Source organism: Mesorhizobium sp. LNHC229A00, assembly GCF_000502415.1.
Taxonomy (GTDB): Bacteria; Pseudomonadota; Alphaproteobacteria; order Rhizobiales; family Rhizobiaceae; genus Mesorhizobium.
This window is the reverse complement of record NZ_AYWQ01000002.1, coordinates 783,858-807,429: the sequence shown is the minus strand read 5'-3', so window position 1 is coordinate 807,429 and position 23,572 is coordinate 783,858. Positions and strand designations below refer to the sequence as shown.

Sequence of the window (23,572 nt, the reverse complement as noted above, 5' to 3'; positions counted from 1 at the left end):
CGGGCGCGCCACTGGAGACAAAATGGGGCGCGCAACACTGATCGGCTTTTCGGCGGTCGCCATGTGGGCATTGCTGGCGTCGCTAACGGATGCGTCCGGCAAAGTGCCGCCATTCCTGTTGTCGGCGATCACTTTCTCGATCGGCACCGGCGTTGGGTTTGTCACGCGACTGTTCATGCCGGCCACCGACAGGAGCCAAAAGATTCCTCCTCAGGTCTGGGCGATCGGCATTGCCGGCCTGTTCGGCTACCACTTCTTCTACTTCACCGCGCTGCGCAACGCGCCGGCGATCGAGGCGAGCCTGATTGCTTATCTCTGGCCGCTGCTGATCGTGCTGGGCTCGGCGCTGATGCCGGGCGAGAAGCTGGCCTGGAACCATGTCGTCGGCGCGCTGCTCGGCCTTGCCGGCACCGTGCTTATCGTCACCAAGGGCGGGGGCCTGGCCTTGGATGCGCGCTACGCCTTCGGTTACGCCATGGCCGCCATCTGCGCCCTGCTATGGTCGTCCTATTCCTTGCTCTCTCGAGGTTTCCCGTCGGTGCCGACCAGCATCGTCACCTGGTTCTGCGCGGCAACCGCCGTGCTGTCGCTCGTCTGCCACCTGGCGCTGGAACAAACGGTTCTGCCTGACGGCGCCGGCCAGTGGCTGGCCGTGCTCGGGCTCGGCCTGATGCCGGTGGGCGCGGCCTTCTATGCCTGGGACATCGGTGTCAAGCGCGGCAACATCCAGGTGCTGGGTGCCGCGAGCTACGCGGCGCCGCTGCTGTCTACCCTGGTGCTGATCGCGGCCGGCGCCGCCGAACCGTCGCTGCGCATTCTGGCCGCCTGTGTGCTCATCACGGGCGGCGCGGCGCTAGCGGCAAAATCGCTGTTCCTGCGCAAGCCGGCTACGGAGAGCGGAGCCGGGGCATCCGAAGAGGGAGCCAGGGCATCCGAAGGCGGAGCCAGGGCATCCGAAGGCGGAGCCCGGGCATCCGAAGGCGGAGCCAGGGCATGACAATGCCGTTTGCCGGAGGCATCGACGCCAACGCCAATGCGACGCTGATCTTTTCGCTGGTGGCGGCGGTGATCTATGCCTTCACGCTTGGCACGCCGCCGACGCTGGCCCGCTCGGCGGCAAAGACACTTGCCGTCGCGATGCTCGCCGTACTCGCCGCAATACAAGGCGGGCCGCTGCTGCTGGTCGCCGCCCTTGCGCTGAGCGCCATGGGCGATGCCTTCTTGTCGCGCGACGGCGAAAAAGCCTTTCTGGGTGGACTGGCCAGTTTTCTCGTCGCCCACATCGTCTATGTCGCGTTGTTGCTGCGCAGCGGTGCCGGATTGGAGTTGCTAGGCGCCGAGCCCTGGCGCGGGGCGATCGCGCTGGCCATGGCGGTGTTCGCGATCGTCATGCTGGCGGCGCTTTGGCGCCGCGTTGGTCCCGGCTTGCGTATACCGATTGCCGTCTATGTCATGGCGATCCTGGCTATGGGCATGTCGGCGCTAACGACAAGCAATGTCTGGGTGATTGGTGGCGCCGTGCTGTTCATGGCATCGGACGGGCTGCTCGCCATGGAGAAATTTTTAGTGGCGGCCGTCTCGCCGCTTCGCGCCTGGATGGGTTTGACCGTGTGGGTTTCGTACTATGCCGCCCAACTGGCGATCACGCTGGGATTCCTGCTGGGTTAAATCGGCTTCGGCTGCCAGCCCGGCTCGGCCAGTTCGAAGGCGGCGAAATCAAAACCCGGCGCCACCGTGCAGCCGACCAGCGTCCATTCGCCCAGTGTGCGCGCCGATTGCCACCAGCCCGCCGGCACGACGATCTGCGGCCGTTCACCCGCCGCGAGCTCGATGCCGAGAACCTGCTCGATAATGGCGCCGCCTTCTTCCCACATCGACAATGCCAATGGCGCGCCGGTATAAAAGTGCCAAACCTCGGCGGCGTCCCTGACCCGATGCCAGGCCGAAACCTGATGCTGTTCCAGCAGGAAGTAGATGGCTGTCGAATGGCCGCGCGCACCGCCGGCTTCGTCGCGAAAGGTTTCCGCGTACCAGCCGCCTTCCGGATGCGGCTTCAGGGCGAGCGTTGCTATGATTTCCGCGGAACTGGTCATCGGCAGAAAGTTGGCATGGTGGTCAGAAATTGTCCTTGCGCTTGCGGATCTCGGCGAAGACCTCGGCATCCCCGGCCTTTTCCATGCCGAGATGCTTGCGGATTGCCGGATCGTGCCAGCGCAGGAAGGGATTGGTCGACAGTTCCTCGCCGATCGTCGTCGGCAGCGTCGGCTTGTTGTGGACCCGCAGCGCCTCGATCCGCGCGGCGCGCTCCTTCAACGCCGAATTGGTGGGGTCGACGCTCAGCGCGAAACGGGCATTGGCGAGCGTGTATTCGTGGCCGCAATAGATTGTCGTCTCGGCGGGAAGGGCCGCGAGCTTCTTCAGCGAGTCGTACATCACCGGCGGCTTGCATTCGAACAGCCGCCCACAACCCAGCGCAAACAACGTGTCGGCGGTGAACGCCACTTTCGACAACGGCAGATGGTAGGAGACATGGCCAGCGGTATGCCCAGGCGTGGCGATCACTTCGATGCGCTCATTGCCGAGATGCAGGACGGAGCCTTCTTTTACGGTTTCATCGATGCCGGGGATCTTGGCCTTTTCCGCTTCCGGGCCGACGATGCGCAGCTTGAAGCGCTCCTTGAGCGCCAGATTCGCGTCGACGTGATCCATATGATGATGTGTGGTCAGGATCATCGTCGGCGTCCAGCCGGTGCGCTTGAGCGCGGCCAGGATCGGCGCTTCCTCAGGCGCGTCGATGATCGCGGTCTGGCCGCTTTCGCGGTCATGCACCAGCACGCCGAAATTGTCGGTGCGGCACATGAACTGTTCGATTTCGACCGGCATCGCATCTCTCCATTTACCGCCGCAGACATAGGGCGCCGCTGCGTGAATGTCATCCCGGATGAGAAAGCGAATGTCATCCCGGATGGCAAGCAAAGCGAATGTTATCCTGGGATGTCAAATTGACATACGTAGTGCCGGCCGCTTCGGCCTTTTGTTGAATCCGGCCGATATCACGGCTACATCCCTGACATGCATTCCGACATCGTCGACCTTCGTTCCTTCTATTCGACAACGCTCGGCCGGTTCGCCGAGCGCTCGATCACCATGGCGCTGTCGTCGATATGGGCCGCGGTGCCCAATGAGCGGCTGGTCGGCCTGGGCTATACCTTGCCCTGGCTGGAACGCTTCGGCACCGACGCCGAGCGGGTCTTCGCCTTCATGCCGGCGACTCAGGGCGCCGTGGTCTGGCCGGCGACCGGGCCAACGGCGACGGCCCTGGTGTTCGACGAGGAACTGCCGCTGGTCGATTCCTGCATCGACCGCATGCTGCTCGTCCATTCGCTCGAACACGTCGAAAACCCGCGCGAAACGCTGAACGAGATCTGGCGGGTGCTGTCCCCGGCGGGGCGCGTCGTCATCGTCGTGCCAAACCGGCGCGGGGTCTGGGCGCGCTTCGAACATACGCCGTTCGGCAATGGCCGGCCCTTCTCACGCGGGCAGCTCACCGAATTGCTGCGTGAGGCGAATTTCACGCCCGCCGCCTGGTCGGATGCGCTGTTTTTCCCGCCATCGCGGCGGCGTTTCATGATGCGCTTCCACAATGTGCTGGAGCGCGCCGGCCGGAAGCTGTGGCCGATCTTTTCCGGCGTCATTGTCGTCGAAGCGCAGAAACGGCTCTATCAAGGCGTGCCGGTGGCCCAGCGTGCGTCCCGCCGCGTCTTCGTGCCGGTGCTGTCGCCGCATGGCGCGACACGGCTCGGCCGGCGGGCCGAGGCAAGGGGTGTGGCATCGCCCCGGCAAGTGACACCTTCGTGATCGCGATGGAAACTTGCATCGCGCCGCGTCTTTCCGACCTATCTGTCGTGCTGGGCTCGCAGAGTGGTTGAGGGGCTGCCGCCGTCGGCTCCCTTCATCCGGTTTCAGCTTCGCTACTGAACGCAAGGACCTCGGCCATGGCTGATCAATTGGACAATCAGGCCACCGTTCAGCCGGTCGCCGTGGCCAGCAGCCTGCGCGATCAGGTGGCGACGATCAAGCGGGCGCTGATCGGATCGCCGGTTCGCAAGTGGTTGCTGTGGACGTCGCTCGGCATCATGGGCGTCATTATCGCGACGTCGATCGGCCAGGTCTTGCTCAACCGCTGGAACCAGCCCTTCTACGACGCGCTCGCGCGCCGCGACATGGCGGCCTTCCTGCATCAGCTCATGGTCTTTGCCATGATCGCCGGCGGACTGCTGGTGCTCAATATCGGCCAGACCTGGCTCAACCAGATGATCCGGCTGAAGTTGCGCGAGGCGCTGACGCTGGACCTGATCGACCAGTGGATGCGGCCGGCGCGCGCCTTCCGGCTGGCCAATGCCGGCGCCATCGGCGTCAATCCCGACCAGCGCATGCAACAGGATGCCGCGCATCTCTCGGACCTGTCGACCGATCTTGGTGTCGGCCTGCTGCAGTCGTTCATCCTGCTCGTGTCCTTCGTCGGTGTGCTGTGGGAACTGTCTTCGGGCTTCGTCTTCCACGTCAACGGCTGGTCGCTGGCGATACCCGGCTATATGGTCTGGGCCGCGTTCCTCTATGCCGGCACCGCCTCGTGGCTGAGCTGGCTGGTCGGCCGGCCGCTCATCAGCCTCAACAGCGACCGCTATACGCGCGAAGCGGAGCTGCGCTCCTCGATGGTGCGCGTCAACGAGAATGTCGATGCCATNATCAGCCTCAACAGCGACCGCTATACGCGCGAAGCGGAGCTGCGCTCCTCGATGGTGCGCGTCAACGAGAATGTCGATGCCATCGCGCTGTACCGTGGGGAGGATGACGCCATGCGACGGCTGCAACTCGACCTCGGCACGGTGCTGGGCGCCATGCGGCGCATCTACACCGCCCAGATCAATCTATCCTGGGTAACCGATACCTATGGCTGGATCACGGTCGTGGCGCCGATCCTGGTCGCCTCGCCGGTCTATTTCTCGGGGGATATCAGCTTTGGCGGGCTGATGATGGCGGTCGGGGCCTTCAACCAGGTCCACTCCTCCCTGCGTTGGTTCATCAACAACATCGGCAGCATTGCCGACTGGCGCGCCACGCTGATGCGTGTCGCCGACTTCCGCATCGCGCTCGATGAAACCGATGTGCTGCACGACAAGGAGAAGCGCATCGAATTCGCCGACAACGCCAATGGCAGCCTGACGTTCGAGAAGCTTCAGGTGGCATCGCCTGACGGATGCACCAAGCTCGCCGACCAGCATGTCGAAATCCTTGCCGGCGAGCGCGTCATGATCACCGGCGAGCCGGGCGCCGGAAAGACGCTGTTCTTTCGCGCCATTGCCGGGCTGTGGCCGTGGGGCAGTGGACGCATCGGCCTGCCCGCGGGTGAAACCATCATCTTCGTGCCGCGCGTCCCCTATTTGCCGGCCGGCACGCTGCGCGAAGTCCTCAATCACCCGAACGGGCATGCGCCGGCGAACGACGCCGACATTTCAGCGGTGCTTGCCGAGGTCGGTCTTGGACGCCTGTCGTCGTCGCTCGACCGCGTCGGACGCTGGGACCATGAGTTGGGCGATGACGAACAGCGATTGCTGGGCGTGGCCAGGCTCGCCTTGCGACAGCCGAAATGGGTGATCATCGACGAAGCCATGGATGCGTTCGACGGACCCTCGCTGCGGCGCGTGCTGTCGCTGCTGGAGAAGCGACTGCCCGGGGCCGCGATCCTCAACATCGGGCGCGGACAGCACAACAATCAGTTCTTCCCGCGTTCCCTGACGATCGTTAAGGATTCCGGCGCGCCCTCGCTGAAACCTGCCCACGTCAGGGCGGGTGCCATCGAGCCGCCGCCAGCCGCGGCAAGCCTCCACCACAGGAAGTAGCAGTTTTCCCCCGTTGCGGCCCGTTGCCTGGCCGCCAAAGGCCCTGGCGGTCGACATCTCGCTGCCGGACGAGAAGGAATGCGCCCTGCGACGCGCCGCGCTCGATCGCTGAGCTGTCGCCGGTCAGGCCGGTGGAATCCCAAACTTACCGCGAACTTCGTCGTAGAGGTCGCGCCGCCAGCGGCGGCCGTGGAGATAACCGTTGATCAGTTCCGGCAATGAATAACCAAGCGCGTCAGACGAGCGGTTGGCCATGTATCCCGCAAATGCCTGTGGTATTCGCCCCCGGAGAATATCGGCGATGATCTGCCGCGCGATCATAAAGGGAGGGATATGGGGGTAGGAGCGAGCGATGTGCGGATGCTTGCTCATCAGGATCGCGTAGGCTTCGACATAGCCGTCCCTGCGGCCTGAAATCGAATTCTGCGAATTGTGCTTCGTCCAGTCGATATCTTCCGACAATTGCGCGCCGAAGCGCTGTGCGAAGCGCAGCAGAAGCTCGCGGTCCTGCATCCGGGGAATGTCGCTGTCATAGCCGCCGATGGCCAGCAAAGCCTCGCGCCTGGCCGTTATCGCCGATCCGGCTATGAAGGCCGTCTGTGCAACCACGGCCCGCTCCAGCATTGGCGGGTTCAGGAAAGCGCCACGGTTGACGCAGGCGGTGCCACGGCCACCCTTCACCGAGACATATGAGGAGAGCAGGACCTCGAGCGCCGGATTGTCGTCGAACCATGTCAGCGTCCGTGCGAGCCGGTGCGGCAGGAAGAGATCGTCCGAATCGAGAAAAGTCACCACGGGCGCCCGGGCTAGCTCGATGCCGGCATTCCTGGCGGCATTGGCGCCGCGCCACTTCGCGCCGACATAGATCAGCCGGGTATCATGGATGCGGGCGAGCGCCGCCTCGGTCCCGTCCGTCGAACCATCGTCGACGACGATATGTTCAAATCGCGGCATGCTCTGGGAGAGCACGCTTTCGACGGCGCGGAGCACCGTTTCGCGCCGGTTGTGAGTCGGCGTGATCACCGTGATGAGGGGCGCCTGTTCGGTCTTCCCGATCATATCGCGCCGGCCGCCTTCATCGCGTAAACACCCTTCGCGCCAGGTCCTTTGATCATCGGGATGGCTAAATGGATCGGACTTCCCCCTGGATGGGCCTCCTCGGATTCGGTGCGACGCTACAAAAAACAACCTGCCATGTCACCCCGTCGTGCCGTCGTTCGACCGACCAGGCATGATGAATTCCGGCTCCTGGCGCTTCAACTGCAACACTTTCTCGCCGCAGGAAGTAGCGCGGCCGCCTCAAAGGATTGGCAGTCTCGCCTGCGGTGTCCATTTCATTAGCGCTTCAGCAGGAACACTGCCTGCTGGCCAAAGAAATTCCAGAACCACCATGGCATCGACAGGCCGATCTTCTGGCCGTTGGCGTCGAGCGCGGTCGCCTTCTCCACTGTCGCGCCAAGCTCTTCGCACAAGTTGACGAAGTCGCGGATCGTGCAGAAGTGGATGTTGGGCGTGTCGTACCAAGAATAGGGCAGGTCGCTGGTCACAGGCATGCGGCCCTTGACGAACAGCGACAGGCGCACCCGCCAGTGACCGAAATTGGGGAAGGACACGATCGCCCGGTTGCCGATCCTGAGCAGCTCGTCGAGCACCAGCTTCGGGTTGCGGGTGGCCTGCAGGGTCTGCGACAGAACGACGAAGTCAAAGCCCTTGTCGGGATAGAATTCGAGATCGGTGTCGGCATCGCCCTGGATGACACTGAGACCGCGCGCCACGCATTCGTTGACGCCACGCTGCGACAGCTCGAGACCACGACCGTCGACCTGCTTGGTGTCTTGCAGCAATTCGAGCAACGAGCCGTCGCCCGAGCCGACGTCGAGCACACGCGATTGCGGCGGGATGAGGTTGGCGACGACCTCAAGGTCGACGCGCTGGCTGCCGTTGACGCTCATGGCTTCGCCTCCGGAACGGCGCATGACCTTGGTCCGAAAAGTCCGCAACTTTTCAGGGTCATGGCTTCGCCTTTCTGTTTGGCGCATGACCTTGGTCCGAAAAGTCCGCAACTTTTCAGGGTCATNTCCGAAAAGTCCGAAACTTTTCAGGGTCATGCGCTGAGCCCCCTGGCGCGCGCGGCCGAGCCGATGAAGCCGTTGATGGCGGCAAACAGTTCCGGCTCGTCGAGCAGGAAGGCGTCGTGGCCGCGATCGGTCTCGATCTCGACGAAGGATACCGAGGCGCCGGCGGCGTTGAGTGCGTGGACGATGGAGCGGCTCTCTTCGGTCGGGAACAGCCAGTCCGATGTGAAGGACACCAGGCAAAAGCGGGTTTTCGTGCCGGCGAAGGCGTCGGCCAGCCGGCCGCCATGGTCGGCGGCGAGGTCGAAATAATCCATCGACCGCGTCATGTAGAGATAGGAGTTTGCATCGAAGCGGTCGACGAAGGTCATGCCCTGGTGGCGCAGATAGCTCTCGATCTGGAAGTCGGCATCGAAGCCGAAGGTCAGCGCTTCGCGGTCCTGCAAATTGCGGCCGAATTTGCGGTGCAGGGCGGCTTCCGACAGATAGGTGATGTGGGCGGCCATACGCGCCACCGCCAGCCCTTTCTCCGGACGCTTGCCATGCTCGAAATATTTGCCGCCATGCCAGTCCGGATCGGCCATCACAGCTTGCCGCCCGACTTCGTGGAAGGCGATGTTCTGTGACGAATGGCGCGCCCCGGTGGCGATCGGCAGCGCCGAGAACACGCGCTCGGGATAGCTCGACGCCCATTCCAGAACCTGCATGCCGCCCATCGAGCCACCGAGCACGCAGAAAAGTTTCTCGATGCCGAAATGGTCGATCAGCATCTGCTGCGCGCGCACCATGTCACGGATGGTGATGACCGGCAGGTCGAGGCCATAGGGTTTACCCGTGGCCGGATTGGTAGAGGCCGGACCGGTGGAACCCAGGCAGCCGCCGATGACATTGGAGCAGATGACGAAGAAACGGCTGGTATCGATGATCTTGCCCGGTCCGATCAGCACTTCCCACCAACCGGGCTTGCCGGTTACCGGATTGGTGCTGGCGACATGCTGGTCACCGGTCAGCGCATGACAGACGAGGATGGCATTGGAACGGGCATCGTTCAGCGTGCCATAGGTCTGGTAGGCGATCTGGAACGGCGACAGCAGCGTGCCGGCGTCGAGCTTGAGCGGCTTGTCGGGCCCGAACCGCAACACCGGGCTCGACGGTTGGTCGGCCTCGTTGTTGGTCTTTCCTGCACGCAGAGCGGCCATCACGTCCCTCTTGCTGCACCGTGCGCTCGTGGAAATCGCTGCCGATCTCCGCCGCCGATGCGTCCGTCCGTCCGGTCGCGGACAACAAAAAACCGGCATTGCCTTCGCAAAGCCGGTTACGTCACGCAAACGGCCCTTTAGCGAATTGTTTAACGTGGCTGCAAGCCGACCGGCCAAATCACCACGGAACTGTCATCGTCTTTCTAGAACCCGCCTGCCTCGCCGTCAATGGCGGCGGCTGGCACCACTGCCACCTCTCGACATTGCGTGCCATGGCTTGTATTTCCGCAGCGGCCTCCGGATGGAGGCGTTTTCGACGGAATTTGCAAGATATGAACCAGACACCGGATCAGGCACGTCCAACTCCGCGCGCGGGCATCATGGACATAGAGGCCTATGTGCCCGGCAAAAGCTCGGCACCCGCCGGTGTCGCCAAGGTCTACAAGCTGTCGTCGAACGAGAATCCGCTTGGGCCTTCGCCGAAGGCGATCGAGGCCGCGCGCGAAGTCGCCGGCAAGCTCGACATCTATCCCGACGGTACCGCCAGGCGGTTGCGCGAGGCAATCGCCGAGGTGCATGGCCTCAACGCGCAAAACATCATCTGCTCCAATGGGTCGGACGAAATCCTCGGCCTGTTGGCGCAGACCTATCTCGCGCCCGGCGACGAGGCTATGTTCACCGAGCACGCCTTCATGGTCTACAAGATCTACATCCAGTCGGCAGGCGCTACCCCGGTCGTGGTCAAGGAGACCGACCAGCGCGCCGACATCGATGCGATGCTGGCGGCCGTCACGCCGCGCACGAAAATCGTGTTCCTGGCCAATCCCAACAACCCGACCGGCACCTATGTGCCGTTCCAGGAGGTGCGCCGCCTTCACGCCGGACTGCCGGGAAACGTGCTTCTGGTGCTCGACGCGGCCTACGCCGAATATGTTCGCCGCAACGATTACGAAGCCGGCATTGAGCTGGCCGGCAGCGCCGAGAACGTGGTGATGACCCGCACCTTCTCCAAGATCGGGCTGGGTGGCGCGCGCATCGGCTGGATGTATGGTCCCCTGCATATCGTCGACGCCATCAATCGTGTGCGCGGCCCCTTCAACGTCAATGCTACAGCGATCGAGGCCGGCATCGCCGCGATCCGCGACCGTGCCCATGTCGAGCGAAGCGTGGCGCATAACGAGACCTGGCTCACCTGGCTGAGCGGCGAAATGGCCGGGCTGGGGCTGCGCGTGACGCCGAGCGTCGGCAATTTCCTGCTCATTCATTTTCCCGACGATCAGAAGCATTCCGCGGCGGCGGCTGACGATTATCTGAGCGCGCGCGGCTATATATTGCGGCGCGTTTCAGGCTACGGCTTTCCCAACGCGCTTCGCATGACGGTCGGTACCGAAGAGGCCAATCGCGGCGTTGTCGCCGCGCTCACGACATTCCTGAAAAGCTAGAACGTCTGAAAAGCTGGAACACCATGGCATCACCGATGTTCGAAAAGATCGCGCTGGTCGGCATTGGCCTGATCGGCTCGTCTCTGGCCCGCGTCATCCGACGCGAGGGTTTGGCTCGCCATGTCGCCATCTCGACGCGCAGCCCGGCAACGCTTAAGCGAGCCGAGGAACTGGGCCTTGGCGATTCCTACACCACCGATGCCGAGGACGCGGTGCGTGATGCCGATCTGGTCGTTGTCTCGGTGCCGGTCGGCTCATCCGGAGCTGTAGCGGAGGAAATCGCGCCGGCGCTAAAAAAGGGGGCGATCCTCACCGATGTCGGCTCGACCAAGGCCTCGGTTATCGCGCAGATGCAGCCGCATGTGCCGGAAGGCGTCCATTTCATTCCCGGCCATCCGCTGGCGGGCACCGAAAAATCCGGCCCGGATGCCGGATTTGCCGACCTGTTCGACAATCGCTGGTGCATCTTCACGCCGGTGCCGGGCACCGATCCGGATGCGCTGGAACGGCTGTCGGAATTCTGGCGCCGCTGCGGCGCCAACATCGACACGATGGACCCGCAGCATCACGACATGACGCTGGCCATCGTCTCGCATCTGCCGCACATCATCGCCTACAACATCGTCGGCACCGCCGACGATCTGGAATCGGTGACCAAGACGGAAGTGATCAAATATTCCGCCTCCGGTTTTCGCGATTTCACGCGTCTGGCTGCCTCCGATCCGACCATGTGGCGTGACGTGTGCCTGCACAACAAGGATGCCATCCTGGAGATGTTGGCGCGGTTTTCGGAAGACCTGGCGTTCCTGCAGCGCGCCATCCGCTGGGGGGACGGCGACAAACTCTTCGACCTGTTCACCCGCACACGCGCCGTGCGCCGCTCGATCATCGAGGCGGGCCAAGATATCGACGCGCCCGATTTTGGCCGCCAGGCGGTGGAGCATCCGGCAAAGAGCTAGGTGATTTTAACCGGCCAGGCCGTTGCCATCATGGCTAGCGTCTCCGCCCGATCGGGCGCGCCCAGCCGGCCGCCGAAGCGCAGGCACTTGAGCGCGGCGGCCGCGCTGGCAAAGCGCAGTGCGTGCTCGACCGCCATGGCTTCGGCCAGCCCGACGGCAAAGGCGCCATGAAAGACATCGCCGGCGGCCAGCGTATCGACCGCCTTGATCCTCGGTGCCTCGACATGGCGGGATGATCCGGTGCTTCGCTCGAACCACCAGGTACCCGCCGCGCCGCCGGTGACCGCGACGAACGCATCGGTGCGGGACGCCAGATCGATGCAGGCGGTCTCCAGATCCAGCGCGTGGCCGCATATGATGCGGACCGCCGGCTCGGAGGCGACGATGTGCGAGGCCAGCGGCAATAATCGCTCCAGTACCGCCAGGGGCGCGGTATCGGCATCGAGTATAGCTGGGCGGCCGGCGGCGCGCGCAGCCTTCAGGGCAAGTGCCGCGGCGCCCGGCCAGCGCACGTCGGCCAGTACCGTGTCGAATGCCGTTATGTCGGTGAACGGCAAAACCTCGGGATCAGCCTGAGCGCGCGCGTCGTAGAAAGGCACGATGATCCGCTCGCCTTGCGCATCGACCAGGATCGAGGCCAGTGCCGAGCGGGCGCCGCTGACGCGGCGTACATGGCTGCAATCGACGCCTTCGGCCTCTATCCCGGCAATCAGCAGATCGCCGACCGGATCGTCGCCGGCGCTCGCCCATAGCGACACCTCGGCACCCAGGCGATGCGCGGCGCAGGCCGCGCTCGTGGCCATGCCCGAGGCGATCTGGACGCCGTCCGAGGCGATGAACTTTCCTTGATGCGTGGGCAGCGATTCGACACGAAGAATAGTGTCAAGCGTCAGTGCGCCGACGCTCAGGAGCTTTGCCGGCCTCTCCATCCGTTAGTTGACCGGTTTGATCTTGCCCAGCGGAATGAAGCCAAGGGAAGCCTTGCCCTTGATCACTTTCAGCGGCATCGACGGTTCGCTGCCAAGCAGTGCCAGGGCGCCAAAACCCTGCTCGATCGCATTCTTCTGCTCGGGTATGGCGCCAGCAAGAATAGATGCCACTGCCTTGGGATCCTTGATCCTAATCATCAGGTCGGCGTCGACCAAGCCTTCGGCATCGACCGACAGCGGCCCGGAAACGGTCACGCGCGCCGTGCCGGACGACAGATCGAGGTTTCGGATTTCGATCCGCTGGCCGCGCAGGCTTTTCACCTGCGTGCCGATCAGCGCCACGCCGTTCTTCAGTGTCACGTCGCCGCTGGCATCGAGCGCCGGCAACACCCGCCCGCCGATCGCGTCGGCATCGATCTCGAGATCGCCAAAGCTGCCGACATAGTCGAGATCGCCGTTGTTGGGCTGCAACTGGCCTGACGCTTTGCCGGCACTGAACAGTTCCACCGGATCGGTGTCGTCGGCCGGGTCGGTCTGGCCCGACAGGCCCTCGGCCTGCAGCGCTACACGCCGCGGCAGCGGGTACCACAATTTGACGTTGGCCTGCAGATTGTCCCAGTCGATCCAGAGCGGCATCATGCCGGGGACTGAGGTCCGGAGCGGACCGCGTAGATTGGCAACAGGCGACAAAGGCTGGACAATCTGAGCGACGGCGTTGAAGGAGCCGGCCGAGGCGGCAATGTTTTTGGCATCGTCTTCATACGCCAGACTGTCGCAGGAGAGCGTGAAGCTCAGGGGATAGCCACCGACCTGGAGATTGGCGCAACCGGCCTCGATCCCGCTCTTGTTGAGCGTGGCAACCACCTTGCCGGCCTCGGACCGGACCCTGTTGGCAAGATAGAACCAGCCGGCGCTGTAAACGGCGAACAGCACGAGGATGAACGTGGCAAGCCACCACAGCCGGCGACGGTTACCCGGTTGGCGTTCGTCACTTGACGTCATGCTTTGGCTCTCATTAACGCATGGATGGTGTGGACGGATTCTCAGGTTCCGAACACTAGGTAGACAGAGATGGATGGAAAAAACACCGGTTACCGGTGCGGTGCTGCCATTCTTTTACAATCAGGCGCGGTGATATGGGCGATTTTTGGGTGTTCGGCTACGGTTCGCTGATCTGGCGGCCGGGTTTCGCTCATGTCGAGACACGACGCGCCCGTCTAAATGGCTATCGCCGCTCGCTCTGCGTCTATTCCTTCGTCCATCGCGGCACCCGCCAGCGGCCCGGACTGGTGCTTGGCCTCGACCATGGCGGCTCCTGCGTCGGCCTCGCGTACCGCGTGCCTGGCGAATTGCGCGACGAGGTCATTGCCTATCTGCGCGAGCGCGAACTCGTTACCAGCGTCTATCTCGAGCGGACGCTCAAGGTTCGCCTCGACGGCGGTGGCGCGGTGGAAGCCGTGGCCTACATCGTCGATCGCAAGCACGAGCAATATGCGGGCGCGCTGGACGCGGCGGATGCGGCGGCCGTGGTGCGCGGCGCGGTCGGCCGGTCCGGCGACAACGAGGATTATGTGCTGAGCACGCTGAAGCATCTGAAAGCGCTCGAGATTCGCGATCACTGGCTGGAGGACGTGGCGCACCGGATAGCGACTTTGTGAAGCCTGGCTCCGCGGAAAAGGTGGCCAGGCCTTTGACGTCGATGCGGCAAGACCTAGGTTAGGGTCCGAACCCAGCCAGCGGGCGGCATCCGCCCGGTCCCAATCATCACGGAGATCCGTCTTGCATAAACGCCGTCTCGGTCGCACCGACCTTTCCATCGCGCCGCTGGTTCTGGGTGGCAATGTCTTCGGCTGGACCGCCGATGAGAAGACTTCTTTCGATCTGCTCGATCGCTTTGTCGGGGCTGGCCTCAATGCCATCGACACGGCCGACGCCTATTCGCGCTGGGTTCCCGGCAACAAGGGCGGTGAATCGGAAACCATCATCGGCAAATGGATGAAGGATCGTGGCAATCGCGACAAGGTCGTGGTGATCACCAAGGTCGGCTCGGACATGGGGCAGGGCCACAAGGACCTGTCGGCCGCCTATATCGAAAAGGCGGTCGATGCATCGCTGAAGCGGCTGCAGACCGAGTTCATCGACCTTTACCTGTCGCACTGGCCGGATCCGACCACGCCCTATGAGGAAACCCTCGGCGTCTATGAGAAACTGCTCGCCAAGGGCAAGATCCGCTATGCCGGCTGTTCCAACCTCGACGCCGGCCAGTTGCGCGCGGCACTTGACGTGGCAAGCCTGCGCGGCCTGCCGCGCTATGAGGTGCTGCAGCCGGAATACAATCTCTATGACCGCTCCTCCTTCGATGGCCCGCTGCGCGATCTCTGCGTGGCGGAGGATATCGGCGTCATCACCTATTTCAGCCTGGCCAAGGGATTTCTCAGCGGCAAGTATCGCAGCGAGGCCGATCTTGGCCAAAGCGAGCGCGGCGGCGGGGTAAAAGACTACCTCAATGCGCGTGGCATGCGCATCCTGGCGGCGCTGGACGCGGTGTCGGCGAGGCATTCGGCCAAACAGGCGGAAGTGGCGCTTGCGTGGGTTATCGCGCGGCCCGGCGTCACCGCGCCAATCGCCAGTGCGACCAAGCCTGAGCAGATGGACAGCCTGATCCGCGCGGCGTCGCTGAAGCTGTCCGCGGACGACATGGCCGAACTCGACAAAGCCAGCGCCTGAGGCTACCGCCGGCGCCGCACGCAGGAACGTCCAAGACGGTCCTCATCTGCTGCCATACCGTCCTTCGCAATGGGGCTCAGGGCGGAGGATCAGATGGCCGGACCGTTTGTCTCGCAGCCGGAGCTTTGGCGGCAATTGCTCACGCTGTTGTTGGCCGCCACTGTCGTCATGGGCAGCCCGGAACCGGCGACGATAAGCGTTACCACGGTGCTGGCGGTGTACAGCTCACGGCCCGTGGTCAGAAGGCTTCAGGCCTCCGCGCCGAGCTCCCGAAGCCGCTTCACCGCCGTTGGCGGCAGGACCGGCGGGTTGGATGCGCGGGATGCCTCGAGGAGAAGCTGGTCGCAGGCAGCCTCGGTCTCACCGATCAGCCGCGCCATGAACTCGTCCTTGCCCAGGCCAGGCGGTATAGGCCGCAGGAAGCGCGCCTTGACGGTGCCGGGATAGCGCAGGAACTTGCGGCGCGGCCAATAGAGGCCAGCGACATGGGCGACCGGCACGACCGGAACGCCAAGCTGCGAATAGATTTCGACGATGCCGTATTTGTAGGCCGGCTCGTCGCCCGGCGCCCGGCGCGTGCCCTCCGGATAGATGATTAGCTGGCGCGGGTTGCGCGCCATTTCTTCCTTGGTCGCCGCGACCACGGCCTTCAAGGCCTTGGAGCGGCTGCCACGATGCACCGGGATCATCCGCATCTTCAAGATGTACCAGCCGAAGAAGGGGATCCAGGTCAGCTCGCGCTTGAGGATGTAGAGCGGGTCCTGGAGGAAAGGAAAGAAGGCGATGGCGTCCCAGAACGACTGGTGCTTGGGCGCCAGGATGAAGGAACCCTCGGGCAGGTTTTCCTGCCCGGTGATGTCGTTTTTGGTGCCGGCGATCTTGTCATAGAGCCACATCGAGGTGCGCGACCAGAATTTCGGCACGAACCAGGCGCGGTCGCGGGGCGACAGGAAATAGTACGGGGTCCAGAGGATCATCTGGACGATCAGATTGACGTAGAAGACGAAATTGAAGGCCAGCGATCGGACATAGAGCATGGGGAGGGTCCGGTGAGAAAGTGTGGTTGGTTACACCAAGCGCGGAGAAAAAGGAAACGGTGCGATACTGCCCCGTCCTACCAGGTCGCCTGCGCCAGGCGTTCCCTCAGGCGCGGGGCGGCGAAGTCGAGGAAGGCGCGCAGTTTCACCGGCAGCCGGCCCTGGCCCGCATGCACCAGGTTTACCGGCCAAGGCTCGGGTTCGAAATCCCCGAGCACGGGGCGCAGTGTTCCCGAGCGTGCGGCGGCGACGATCTGGTAGGAAAGCACCCGCGTCAGTCCGACACCGGCGATCGCCGCATCAATCGCCGCCTCGGCGGTGTTGACCCGGAGCCTTGATCGGACCGGCACGACACAATCAGCCTTGTCCACGGTGAAGGTCCAGGTGGCGAGCGAGCCAAGGCCCTCGAAGGTAATGCAGCTGTGCGTCTCGAGATCTCCGGGAGTTTCTGGAATGCCGCGTCCGGCCAGATAGGCAGGGCTTGCGCAGACAACGTGACCGATCGAACCGACCCTGATGGCGACCATGCGCGAATCCGGCAGCCTGCCGATACGGACGGCGAGGTCGATATGATCCTCGGCCAACTGGCTTATCCTGTCGCCGAGCGTCAGGCGGATATCCACCAGGGGATAGGCGGCGAGGAAGTCGGTGACGACCGGTAGCACGTGAAGACGGCCGAAGACGATTGGCGCGGTGATGATCAATTCCCCTGTCGGGGCGCTGTATTCGCCGCCGGCGGCGCGTTCGGCGTCGCCGACCTCGTCGAGGATGCGGCGGCAGGCAGAGAGATAGGCATGGCCAGCGTCGGTCAGTGTCAGCCGCCGCGTCGAGCGGTTCAACAGGCGTGTCTTCAGGTGCCGCTCCAGGTCGGAGACCTTGCGGCTGACTGTTGCCAGGGGAACGTCCGAACGGCGCGCGGCGGCGGAAAGGCTGCCGCCTTCCGCCGCCGCGACGAAAAGAGACATGGCTTCGAGGCGATCCATCATTTGTTCCAGAAACTGGAAGGGTTGATTGCAGATATGGCATCTACATCCGCAAGATGGAAGGCTGCATATAATGGGGGCACACCTCAACCAGGAAATCTCCATGCCCCGCATCGCTACGCCTTCGTCTATCGCTGCCGCTCCCGCCGCCGCGCAGCCCATGCTGCAAGCGGTGGAAAGACAGCTTGGTGTCGTGCCGAACCTGTTTCGGATGGTCGCCAACAGTCCGGCGGCGTTGGATGGCTATCTCGGCATGATGGGAGCGCTTGCCAAGGGCCGGCTTCCGGCGCCGACGCGAGAGCGCATCGCGCTGGCGATCGCCGAAATCAATGGGTGCAACTACTGTCTGTGCGCGCACACCTATCTCGGCAAGACGCTCGCAAGCCTCGATGATGCCGAGATGATGGCCAATCGCCATGGCGGCTCCATGGATCCCAAGGCAGCCGCGGCGGTGCGTTTTGCGGCCCGGGTTGCGCAAAGCCGCGGACATGTCGCCCAGGACGATATCGCCGCTGTCAGGCTCGCGGGCTATGACGACGGAGAGATCATCGAGATTGTCCAGCATGTCGCCCTGAACGTCTGGACGAACTATATCAATGAGGTTGCCCAGACCGAGATCGATTTTCCGGTTGTTTCCGCCCGCGATGCTGCCTGAATCCGGATAGGAGTGGCGGTACCCGCCGGTCCCCACCTTCATGCCGCAGAGGAATCCCATGTCTGAGAGCCGCCCGCCGCTTCCGCCTTTCACCGCCGAGACGTCAGCCCAGAAAGCGCGCATGGCCGAGGATGCCTGGAACTCGCGCGATCCGGCGCGGGTGGCTCTCGCCTATACGGCGGACAGCCGCTGGCGCAACCGCGCCGAGTTCCTGCAGGGCCGCGATGCCATCCAGGCGTTCCTGACGCGCAAATGGAGCCGCGAGCTCGACTACCGGCTCATCAAGGAGGTCTGGGCCTTCCACGGCAACCGCATCGCCGTGCGCTTCGCCTATGAATGGCGCGACGACAGCGGCTCATGGTTCCGCAGCTACGGCAACGAGAACTGGGAGTTCGACGAGCACGGGCTGATGCGGCTACGCATCGCCAGCATCAACGACCTGCCGATCGCCGAAGCCGAGCGCAAATATCACTGGCCGCTCGGCCGGCGGCCGGACGACCATCCGACCTTGTCGGAGCTCGGTCTTTAGAAGCATTCATGCAAGGAGGTTTCGATGAACGCACACGCTTTTACCAGCGATGTCGCCTTCACGCCGACGGTGAAGGCGATCCAGGCGCGCAAGGGCTCGCGCCAGTCCTACGCCCGCGTCGAGGAGCGCGGCGGCTGGCAGTCGGCGATCACACCGGACCTTGCCGCGTTCATCGAAATGCAGACCAGCATCTTCCTGTCGACGGCCAATGGCGATGGCCAGCCCTACATCCAGCACCGCGGCGGGCCTGCTGGCTTTCTCAAGGTACTCGACGAAAAGACGATCGGCTTCGCGGATTTCTCCGGCAACAAGCAATTCATCACGCAGGGCAATCTGGCCGACAATCCGAGGGCCTTCCTGTTCCTGATCGACTACATGATGCGCCAGCGCATCAAGATCTGGGGNTTCTCAAGGTACTCGACGAAAAGACGATCGGCTTCGCGGATTTCTCCGGCAACAAGCAATTCATCACGCAGGGAAATCTGGCCGACAATCCGAGGGCCTTCCTGTTCCTGATCGACTACATGATGCGCCAGCGCATCAAGATCTGGGGTACGGCGCGCGTTGTCGAGGACGATGCCGAGTTGACGGCGAGGCTGATGCCGCCGGACTACAAGGCGCGTCCCGAGCAGATCATCCTGTTCACTGTCTCGGCATGGGATGCCAATTGCCCACAACATATACCGCAGCGCTTCGAGGCGGCTGACGTGGCAGCCGCGCTTGGCGAGCGCGACCGGCGCATCCAAGACCTTGAACAGGAGATCGCGCGCCTCAAGGGCGTTTCAGGGGCTGTCGCCAAGCAATGACGCGGCTCAGCCGCCGGCGGCGGTCTCGGCCAGCGCGATTCCCTCGGGCGTCGGTTTCACCGGGATAAACCCGCGAGCCAGCGCCAGCAGGTACTTGGTGTATTCGGTGAACAGCACGCGCACCGCCCGCGGCTTGGTCAGCCAACTGCCATTATCCAGGTTGGAATTGACCACCGGGTAGGGTTCGAGCTTGGCGCCATGCAGCAGCCGGCCCATCTCCAAAAGGCTGCGCGGCATGTGATAATTGTTGGTGACCAGGATAACCGTGCCATAGGCATGGTTTTCCACCCATTTAGCGCTTTCCTCGGCATTGCCGATCGTGTCGAGCGCGGCGCGATCGATGTCGACGCAGCAGGAAAACAGTTTCTTGTCGCCGCCGGTCGCCGCCTGAAGTTGGCGCCGGCTGGCCGAGGGGTGCACGCCGCTGATCAAGAGCCGCTCGCCCTTGCCGGATGCGAGCAGCTCCATCGCGGCGTCGAGGCGCGACTGGCCGCCGGTCAGCACGATGATGGCGTCGGCCTTGGCCGGGTTGGCGGGCGTGGTCAGATGACTGACCTTGCTGGCGAACCAGCCAAAGCCGCCAGCGAACACTGTTGCAAGCACAAGCAGGGAGAGAGCGGAGAAGCGAAGGGCGGTCCTTAGATGGCTAACCCTGCCAAGGCCGCGCCAACGGTCAACCACCACTGGCAGCTGTCCAGCCGTCCCGGTCGAGTCCCGCACATCCATGATCATATAGTTAATCCTCAAATGCGGCCCTTGATAGGTAAAAGACGCACTTTGCGTTACGCGAATTCTCTATCCGTGATCGCCCTGTTTCCATCCAAGCCAGGACGAGGCCCTTTCATGCATCGGGCTGGCGAACATCGATGTCGCTGAGATAGGCAACGACGGTGACGTGCGAGGTTGCCGCCGTCAGCGCGCCGATCACCAGCACCATCAGGACGACACCTGCGTAACCCGCCGAACCGATGGCGAAGTTACCGAACAAAGCGGTTGCCTGATCGGCCTGCGGGGTTGCCATGTTGCGTGACGACCACCAGGAGAACACGATGAAGACGAGCACCGCCGCCGCCCCGCCGGCGGCCGCGCCCTTCATGCCGGTGACCAGGAAATGCCGGCGGAATTCGCGTGCGATGAACCGCGCCTCGGCGCCGACGAAATGCAGCACCTCGATGATGTGGCCGTTGCCGTCCATGGCCCCACGGGTCGCGAACACCACGGTCAGCACCGTCGCCGACAGCATCAGGGCCAGAACGGCGACGCCTATGGTCACCGTGGTACGGGCCATGGCCACCAGCCGGTCGACCCAGGTGCGGTGGTCGTCGAGCGATGCACTCGGCAGTTTCGGCGTGATCGCGGCGCGCATGGCGGCGAAGTCCGGCGGGCTGCTCTCATCGATGGTGACGATGATGAGGCGCGGCACCGGTAGGTCGTCGATGTTGAGGCCCGAACCCAGCCAGGGCTCCAGCAGTCTCGCGGTCGCTTCGCGGTCGATGATCCGGGTGGCCTTCACGCCAGGGAACTCGCCAGCGATCCGCGAAGCCTGGGTAAGCGCCGCTTCCATGTCGAGGCCGTCGGCCGGCTTGATCTGGATCGTCGCCTCGCGCGAGATCTGGTTTTCCCAAACCGAGGCTGTGTCGCGCACCAGTGTCACCGCGCCGAAGGTCAGGCAGGACAGGAAAGTCATGATGGCGATGACCAGCACCAGCGCGCGGCCGGCAATGTTCTGAGCCGGCACGATCGGCGCCATCTTGCGTTGTGCGCGCGGCCTCGCCTCCACCGCCTCGCCATCCTGCTCCTCGAAATGGTCGGCCGACTGCTCAGTCATAGATATCAAGCCTTCCGCCGGCCAAGATCATGCGGCGCGCGTCGACCTGCTCCATCAGGCCCAGGTCGTGCGTGGCGATCACAACGGCGGTACCAAGCCGGTTGAGCTCGATGAACAGCCGCAGCAGCCGCCGCGCCAGCGGCGGATCGACATTGCCGGTCGGCTCGTCGGCGAGCAGGATCTCCGGCTGCTCGATCAGGGCGCGCGCGATCGCGGCACGCTGCTTCTCGCCGCCGGACAGGACCGGCGGCAGCACATGCATGCGCTCGCCGAGCCCCACCCATTTCAACAACTCGGTGACATCGGTGCGGTAGCTCGCTTCCTCGCGCCCGCGCACGCGCAGCGGCAGCGCGACATTCTCATAGGTGGTCATGTGGTCGAGCAGGCGAAAGTCCTGGAAGACCACGCCGATGCGGCGGCGCAGATGCGGCAGTTCGGTGCGTGAGATGCGCGAGCGGTCCTTGCCGAAGATGGTGATCAGTCCACGCGTCGGTTTCAGCGACATGAACAAAAGGCGCAGCAATGTCGTCTTGCCGGCACCCGAAGGACCGCTCAGGAACTGGAAGGAGCGCTCCGGTATGTGCAGGGATATGTCGCGGAGGATTTCCGGACCCATGCCATAGCGGAGGCCGACATTTTCAAAGCGAATCAATTTCGACGACCTGAATTTCCTGGCCGCGGCGAACCGGCCTGTTTTGTGAAAAGACCATCGGCCGGCATGGTTAACCGGCGGTTAATTCCTGGCTTGTTTAGGCTCTTCAAGAGGGCTCCGGTGGGGAAGCGTTAACCATTTGTGTTTNGCAGCAATGTCGTCTTGCCGGCACCCGAAGGACCGCTCAGGAACTGGAAGGAGCGCTCCGGTATGTGCAGGGAGATGTCGCGGAGGATTTCCGGACCCATGCCATAGCGGAGGCCGACATTTTCAAAGCGAATCAATTTCGACGACCTGAATTTCCCGGCCGCGGCGAACCGGCCTGTTTTGTGAAAAGACCATCGGCCGGCATGGTTAACCGGCGGTTAATTCCTGGCTCGTTTAGGCTCTTCAAGAGGGCTCCGGTGGGGAAGCGTTAACCATTTGTGTTTACGCAAAAGAAACGAAGAGCGAACACGCGCAATACTGGGGCCATGATGGCTGACGAACGAACCGCGCGCCCGGTTTCCGGCGAAATCATGACCGATCCCGCGGCAGTTGCCGCGGTTGACCGGATCTTGCGCGCTCCGGCGGATGATATCATCGATGCGGATTATATTGTGTTGCCGCAGCCGGCCTCACCAGTCGAAAATGTTTCGCCGCTGCCGCGTGCGATTGTCACCCCGCCTATCGAAGGCATGGACATGCTGCGCAAGCCGGAAACGCCGGCGGAACGGCCGCCGGCCTCGCGCGGCGGTCCGATCTTCTGGATCGCCGGCATCGGTGCCGCCCTTGCTGCCTTCTGGGTCTCGGGCGGTCATGCGCTGGTGCGCCAGGCACCGCTCCTGCCCGGCGCGCAAGCGTCGGCGCTGACCATTTCAGGCGTGTCGTCACGCGTCGACGCCTCCGGCGCCAATCCGGTGCTGTTCGTCGACGGCGAGGCCGCCAATGATGGGACGAGGCCGGCGACAATGCCGCCACTCGAAATCCGGGTGACGGGCAATGACGGGCGAACAACCCGCTATACGCTGGGGACATCTGGCCATTCGCTGGCATCGGGCGAAAGATTCGGCTTTGCCAGCCGGCTCGACGTGCCTAAGAACGGCGTAAGGACCGTTTTGGTCACCTTCGCCGAATAGCGTGTGTCGATATTCAGGTGAAGCCGGTCTGCAAACGGTGGTTCCCCGCGCTTCCGGTGCTCACGTACTTAAGTACGCTCCGCTCCGGTTCTCGGAAACCACCGCTTTCGGCTCGGCCTGACCTGAATCCCATCACACGCTCGGTGTGAAGGCGTTGGGAAAAACTGGAGAGGGCGAGAAATGCCAAACGTGCGCGGCAAGGACATCGAAGTCCTGTTTTCGGCATCGGCGATCGCGCGGCGCAATCTCGAACTCGCCAAGGAGATCGCCGGGCACGATTATCACGATCTCTTGGTGATTTCGGTGCTGAAAGGCTCGTTCATCTTCGCCGCCGACCTGATCCGCGCCATGCATGATGTCGGCCTGTCGCCGGAAGTCGAGTTCATCTTCATCTCCAGTTATGGCGCCGGCACAACCAGCGGCGAGGTGAGGGTGCTGCGCGACATCGACAACGAGGTCGCCGGCCGCGACGTGCTGTTGATCGACGACATTCTGGAATCTGGCAAGACGCTAAGCTTCACGCGCGACCTGATGCTGTCGCGTGGCGCGAAAAGCTGTTCCATCACCGTGCTGCTCGACAAGCGCATGCGCCGCCAGACCGCGCTCAACGCCGATTACGTCGGCTTCGACTGCCCCGATTATTTCGTCGTCGGCTATGGCATGGATGTGGCGCATGCCTTCCGTGAATTGCCGTTCGTGGGTGTGGTGAAAGGCGACGTGTAAGGCGAGT

Annotated in this window: 25 protein-coding genes, 2 pseudogenes and 1 riboswitch; of the genes and pseudogenes, 14 read left to right on the top strand and 13 right to left on the bottom strand. The window is 63.4% G+C overall.

The window, feature by feature from the left end; all coding sequences use genetic code 11:
- Nucleotides 1-22 precede the first annotated feature (22 nt).
- The gene (locus X742_RS162695; protein WP_023770813.1) at nt 23-997 is read left to right on the top strand and encodes an EamA family transporter; all 975 of its coding nucleotides are present in this window, start codon (nt 23-25) and stop codon (nt 995-997) included.
- On the top strand, nt 994-1,668 hold the full coding sequence (locus X742_RS162700; protein WP_023770812.1) for a lysoplasmalogenase family protein: 675 nt from the start codon (nt 994-996) through the stop codon (nt 1,666-1,668). Before X742_RS162695 ends, X742_RS162700 begins: the two co-directional genes overlap by 4 nt.
- On the opposite strand, the gene X742_RS162705 is transcribed toward X742_RS162700, so the two are convergent.
- Both X742_RS162705 and gloB read right to left on the bottom strand, forming a co-directional pair.
- Nucleotides 1,665-2,093 carry a cupin domain-containing protein gene (locus X742_RS162705; RefSeq protein ID WP_023770811.1) on the bottom strand — a complete coding sequence of 143 codons (429 nt, stop codon included), beginning with the start codon at nt 2,091-2,093 and terminating at the stop codon, nt 1,665-1,667. The genes X742_RS162700 and X742_RS162705 overlap by 4 nt on opposite strands.
- Nucleotides 2,094-2,115: 22 nt before the next feature.
- Nucleotides 2,116-2,883: a hydroxyacylglutathione hydrolase gene (gene gloB / locus X742_RS162710; RefSeq protein WP_023770810.1), complete on the bottom strand. Its 768-nt coding sequence runs from the start codon at nt 2,881-2,883 to the stop codon at nt 2,116-2,118.
- A 189-nt stretch (nt 2,884-3,072) separates the two neighbouring features.
- Here gloB and X742_RS162715 point away from each other — a divergent pair, with 189 nt between their 5' ends.
- A complete protein-coding gene (locus X742_RS162715; protein WP_023770809.1) occupies nt 3,073-3,858 on the top strand; it encodes a methyltransferase domain-containing protein in 786 nt (261 codons plus the stop codon).
- Between the two features lie 137 nt (nt 3,859-3,995).
- Entirely contained in the window at nt 3,996-5,903 is a 1,908-nt protein-coding gene (locus X742_RS162720) for an ABC transporter ATP-binding protein/permease (RefSeq protein WP_023770808.1), read from the top strand.
- Nucleotides 5,904-6,026: 123 nt separating this feature from the next.
- On the opposite strand, the gene X742_RS162725 is transcribed toward X742_RS162720, so the two are convergent.
- From X742_RS162725 to X742_RS162735, 3 genes are all read right to left on the bottom strand, one after another.
- Complete coding sequence (locus X742_RS162725) at nt 6,027-6,962, bottom strand: glycosyltransferase family A protein (RefSeq protein WP_023770806.1); 936 nt, start codon at nt 6,960-6,962, stop codon at nt 6,027-6,029.
- Nucleotides 6,963-7,240: 278 nt separating this feature from the next.
- Nucleotides 7,241-7,855: a methionine biosynthesis protein MetW gene (gene metW / locus X742_RS162730; protein WP_015315519.1), complete on the bottom strand. Its 615-nt coding sequence runs from the start codon at nt 7,853-7,855 to the stop codon at nt 7,241-7,243.
- A gap of 152 nt (nt 7,856-8,007) precedes the next feature.
- On the bottom strand, nt 8,008-9,177 hold the full coding sequence (locus X742_RS162735) for a homoserine O-acetyltransferase (RefSeq protein ID WP_023770805.1): 1,170 nt from the start codon (nt 9,175-9,177) through the stop codon (nt 8,008-8,010).
- A 117-nt stretch (nt 9,178-9,294) separates the two neighbouring features.
- Nucleotides 9,295-9,372, bottom strand: a riboswitch (SAM riboswitch).
- Nucleotides 9,373-9,509: 137 nt separating this feature from the next.
- On the opposite strand from X742_RS162735, the gene hisC reads away from it, so the two are divergent.
- Entirely contained in the window at nt 9,510-10,619 is a 1,110-nt protein-coding gene (gene hisC / locus X742_RS162740) for a histidinol-phosphate transaminase (RefSeq protein ID WP_023770804.1), read from the top strand.
- A 23-nt stretch (nt 10,620-10,642) separates the two neighbouring features.
- Nucleotides 10,643-11,578, top strand: coding sequence for a prephenate/arogenate dehydrogenase family protein (locus tag X742_RS162745; protein ID WP_023770803.1), 936 nt, complete (start codon nt 10,643-10,645; stop codon nt 11,576-11,578).
- Here the strand turns inward: X742_RS162745 and X742_RS162750 are convergent.
- Entirely contained in the window at nt 11,575-12,507 is a 933-nt protein-coding gene (locus X742_RS162750) for a sugar kinase (RefSeq protein WP_023770802.1), read from the bottom strand. The two genes, X742_RS162745 and X742_RS162750, sit on opposite strands and share 4 nt — an antisense overlap.
- A 3-nt stretch (nt 12,508-12,510) precedes the next feature.
- Nucleotides 12,511-13,509, bottom strand: a complete 999-nt coding sequence (locus X742_RS162755) for a DUF2125 domain-containing protein (RefSeq protein WP_023770801.1) — start codon at nt 13,507-13,509, stop codon at nt 12,511-12,513.
- Nucleotides 13,510-13,643: 134 nt separating this feature from the next.
- Between X742_RS162755 and X742_RS162760 the strand changes: the two genes are divergently transcribed.
- Entirely contained in the window at nt 13,644-14,165 is a 522-nt protein-coding gene (locus tag X742_RS162760) for a gamma-glutamylcyclotransferase (protein WP_023770800.1), read from the top strand.
- Between the two features lie 121 nt (nt 14,166-14,286).
- On the top strand, nt 14,287-15,234 hold the full coding sequence (locus tag X742_RS162765) for an aldo/keto reductase (RefSeq protein WP_023770799.1): 948 nt from the start codon (nt 14,287-14,289) through the stop codon (nt 15,232-15,234).
- A 248-nt stretch (nt 15,235-15,482) separates the two neighbouring features.
- On the opposite strand, the gene X742_RS162770 is transcribed toward X742_RS162765, so the two are convergent.
- Together X742_RS162770 and X742_RS162775 are read right to left on the bottom strand one after the other, a co-directional pair.
- Complete coding sequence (locus tag X742_RS162770) at nt 15,483-16,271, bottom strand: 1-acyl-sn-glycerol-3-phosphate acyltransferase (RefSeq protein ID WP_023770798.1); 789 nt, start codon at nt 16,269-16,271, stop codon at nt 15,483-15,485.
- A gap of 77 nt (nt 16,272-16,348) precedes the next feature.
- A complete protein-coding gene (locus X742_RS162775; protein WP_023770797.1) occupies nt 16,349-17,254 on the bottom strand; it encodes a LysR family transcriptional regulator in 906 nt (301 codons plus the stop codon).
- A gap of 103 nt (nt 17,255-17,357) precedes the next feature.
- Here X742_RS162775 and X742_RS162780 point away from each other — a divergent pair, with 103 nt between their 5' ends.
- The 4 genes and pseudogenes from X742_RS162780 to X742_RS0136125 all read left to right on the top strand — a co-directional run.
- A complete protein-coding gene (locus tag X742_RS162780) occupies nt 17,358-17,909 on the top strand; it encodes a carboxymuconolactone decarboxylase family protein (protein ID WP_023770796.1) in 552 nt (183 codons plus the stop codon).
- Between the two features lie 58 nt (nt 17,910-17,967).
- A complete protein-coding gene (locus X742_RS162785; RefSeq protein ID WP_023770795.1) occupies nt 17,968-18,438 on the top strand; it encodes a DUF1348 family protein in 471 nt (156 codons plus the stop codon).
- Between the two features lie 24 nt (nt 18,439-18,462).
- The gene (locus X742_RS1000000175495; RefSeq protein ID WP_348524167.1) at nt 18,463-18,954 is read left to right on the top strand and encodes a pyridoxamine 5'-phosphate oxidase family protein; all 492 of its coding nucleotides are present in this window, start codon (nt 18,463-18,465) and stop codon (nt 18,952-18,954) included.
- A pseudogene (locus X742_RS0136125) lies at nt 18,846-19,244 on the top strand (pyridoxamine 5'-phosphate oxidase family protein); the annotation flags it as partial. The gene X742_RS1000000175495 and the pseudogene X742_RS0136125, both read left to right, overlap by 109 nt.
- Nucleotides 19,245-19,250: 6 nt before the next feature.
- On the opposite strand, the gene X742_RS162790 reads toward X742_RS0136125, so the two are convergent.
- From X742_RS162790 to X742_RS1000000173820, 4 genes and pseudogenes are all read right to left on the bottom strand, one after another.
- Nucleotides 19,251-19,976: a YdcF family protein gene (locus X742_RS162790; RefSeq protein ID WP_023770794.1), complete on the bottom strand. Its 726-nt coding sequence runs from the start codon at nt 19,974-19,976 to the stop codon at nt 19,251-19,253.
- A gap of 109 nt (nt 19,977-20,085) precedes the next feature.
- Nucleotides 20,086-21,072 carry an ABC transporter permease gene (locus X742_RS162795; RefSeq protein WP_023770793.1) on the bottom strand — a complete coding sequence of 329 codons (987 nt, stop codon included), beginning with the start codon at nt 21,070-21,072 and terminating at the stop codon, nt 20,086-20,088.
- Complete coding sequence (gene ftsE, locus X742_RS162800) at nt 21,065-21,724, bottom strand: cell division ATP-binding protein FtsE (RefSeq protein WP_010911739.1); 660 nt, start codon at nt 21,722-21,724, stop codon at nt 21,065-21,067. Before ftsE ends, X742_RS162795 begins: the two co-directional genes overlap by 8 nt.
- Before the next feature lie 149 nt (nt 21,725-21,873).
- A pseudogene (locus X742_RS1000000173820) lies at nt 21,874-22,008 on the bottom strand (cell division ATP-binding protein FtsE); the annotation flags it as partial.
- Nucleotides 22,009-22,197: 189 nt separating this feature from the next.
- Here X742_RS1000000173820 and X742_RS162805 point away from each other — a divergent pair.
- Together X742_RS162805 and hpt are read left to right on the top strand one after the other, a co-directional pair.
- Nucleotides 22,198-22,842 (top strand): hypothetical protein, encoded by a 645-nt coding sequence (locus tag X742_RS162805; protein ID WP_023770791.1) that lies wholly within the window; start codon nt 22,198-22,200, stop codon nt 22,840-22,842.
- A 180-nt stretch (nt 22,843-23,022) separates the two neighbouring features.
- Nucleotides 23,023-23,565, top strand: a complete 543-nt coding sequence (hpt, locus tag X742_RS162810) for a hypoxanthine phosphoribosyltransferase (RefSeq protein WP_023770790.1) — start codon at nt 23,023-23,025, stop codon at nt 23,563-23,565.
- Nucleotides 23,566-23,572: the final 7 nt, after the last annotated feature.